This window comes from Leisingera sp. ANG-M1, from assembly GCF_000813745.1.
GTDB lineage: Bacteria > Pseudomonadota > Alphaproteobacteria > Rhodobacterales > Rhodobacteraceae > Leisingera.
On sequence record NZ_JWLC01000056.1, the window covers coordinates 1 to 2409 of the forward strand.

Genomic DNA, 2409 nt, shown 5'->3' on the forward strand with positions numbered 1-2409 from the left:
GAAGACATTGCCCTCGAACTCTTCGTGGTTGACCTTGGCCGTCACGAAATGATCGCCCGCCGCGCCCTGCGGCGCCAGCGCAAAGGCTTCGGGGCGGATGAACATCATCGCCTCGTCGCCTTCTTTCATCCGGCCCTGGTTGGCGGTGGAAATCCGCGCTACCAGCTCGCCCGAGCGGTTGGTGGCGATCAGCGCCTCATTGCCCATGATGCGTTTGACCTTGCCGCGGAAAACGTTGTTTTCGCCGACAAAAGACGCGGCAAAGGCGGTCGAGGGGTCGTTGTAGATGGTCTTGCCGTCGGCGATCTGGTCAATCACCCCCGCCTTCATCACCGCGATATTGTCGGACATGGTCAGCGCCTCGCCCTGGTCGTGGGTGATGTAGATGAAGGTGATGCCGACCCGCTGCTGGATCTCGCGCAATTCGGTGCGCATATGCTGGCGCAGCTTCAGATCCAGCGCCGACAAGGGCTCATCCAGCAGCAGCACATCCGGCTCGGCGCAGAGCGCCCGCGCAATCGCCACCCGCTGGCGCTGGCCGCCCGACAGCTCGCTCGGCAGCTTGTCGCCCTGCCCCGGCAGCGCGATCATGTCCAAAAGCTCATCGGCGCGCTTCCTGCGCTCCTTGGCCGAGGCGCCTTTGATCTCCATTGAAAAGGTGATGTTTTCCCAGATCTTCATCAGCGGAAACAGCGCCAGGTTCTGGAAGATCAGCGCCGTCGGGCGCTTGTTGGGCCCGATGCCTTTCATGTCGTTGCCGCCGATCAGCACCCGGCCGTCGCTCGGATCCAGAAAGCCGGAGACCGCGCGCAGGATGGTGGTCTTGCCGCAGCCCGACGGCCCCAGGAAGGAGAAGAAATCCCCCCCGTTGATATTCACATTGGCATCCCGAACGGCAACAAAATCGCCGAACCGGATCCACAGATTCTCGAGATCAACCCCGACACCTGCACTCATGTCCGTTCTCCCCGGAATGCAAGCCCGTCCCAACGCGGCGCGCCAGCGCAGAGGGTTTGCGTTTTCCTTGTTTTCTAGTGGATTGCACCGCCTCCCCGCGGTGCGGAATGGCCCCCGGGTTTGGTCCCGGGAGCCCCGTGTTCAAGCACGGACCTTAGGCGCTCTTGAACTTGTTCACGAACTCGGTCCGCACATCAGCGTACCAGGGCGCCTCCGCCGGCCAGGCATTTAGATTGGCCAGCGAGTCCCCAGGATAGGCTTCGGCAAAGTTCTTCTTGTAGGAGTCGCCTGCATAAGCATCCGCCCCCAGCACCGGCGAGTTGTAGCCGTGGAAGTCGATCTCCTTGCCCGCAATTTCCTTGCGGTAGGCGTAGTCGATGAAGGCATAGACCTGATCGACATTCTTGGCGCCCGCGGGCAGAACAAGACCGTCAACCCAGGCCATGGCACCTTCGATGGGTGCCTGATAATGCACCGGCTCGCCCGCGGTCTTCAGCGCCAGCGGCGGACCGTCCCAGGTCTGACCGACGACAACACCGTCGTTCAAGAGGCCGTTCTTTTGGGTGTCGGCATCGTTCCAGATCAGCTTGATCCGGTCCTTGCGGGCAATGCACCAGTCAGTGATCTGGCCCCAGACCTGACGCATGGTGGCCTCATCCTCGTAAGCCGCCCAAACGGAGCCGGCTTCCATCTCTCCGATCCGTTCCATGTAAAGACCTGCGCCCAGCATCATCGAATGCGCGCGGCCCATGGTCTTGCCTGCGTTTTCCTCGGACCAGACGTCACCGTAGGAGGGGGCGTCGCCTTCCGGCAGCCATTTGTCCGCACGGTAGGCAATGCCTTCGGTACCCCACATATGCGGCAGCCAATGCGCGCCCTTGCCCCCGAAATTCCAGGCAGTCTCGCCCACCTTCAGCATCGCCGGGTTCACCGCAGCGGTGTTTACCCGGGACATATCGAAGGGCTGCAGAACGTCCAGCGGTTCCCACTGCAGCGAGCGGTTGTTGGTCGGGGTGATCAGATCAAAACCCTGGCCTTTGGTGGCCTTCATCTTGTTGATCATTTCCTCGTTGGAACCGGTCGAGGTGTAGTTGATCTTGATGCCTGTTTCGGTCTCGAAACCGCTGACGAAATCCTCGGACATATAGCCCGACCACATCATGATGTTGATCTCACCGGACGAAGCCAATGCGCTTTTTGTGTAAAGCGGCGCAGCCAGTGCTGCAGCCCCTGCGCTTTTCAGCACCGTGCGGCGCGAAATCGAAGTTTTTACAGTCATTTAAGTGTCCTCCCTATGGACATTGGTTTGCTGTTTTGCCTTTGCCCGGTTCCGGCTGGCAGCCCGGAAACACCGTGCAGAAGGGCAAGCCGGTCCGCGCCCTGGAAACCAGGGGTCATGCAGGGCGCGGGATTTTTGGAGTGCCTCAGATCGCCTTTTTGAAGAGTTCTGTG

2 protein-coding genes are annotated in these 2409 nt (G+C 60.8%); both read right to left on the reverse strand.

The window, feature by feature from the left end; all coding sequences use genetic code 11:
* Positions 1–957, reverse strand: a 957-nt coding sequence (locus RA19_RS25220; RefSeq protein ID WP_039164070.1) for an ABC transporter ATP-binding protein, incomplete at its 3' end; no start/stop codon positions are given.
* Between the two features lie 154 nt (positions 958–1111).
* A complete protein-coding gene (locus RA19_RS25225; protein ID WP_039168626.1) occupies positions 1112–2236 on the reverse strand; it encodes an extracellular solute-binding protein in 1125 nt (374 codons plus the stop codon).
* Positions 2237–2409 lie beyond the last annotated feature (173 nt).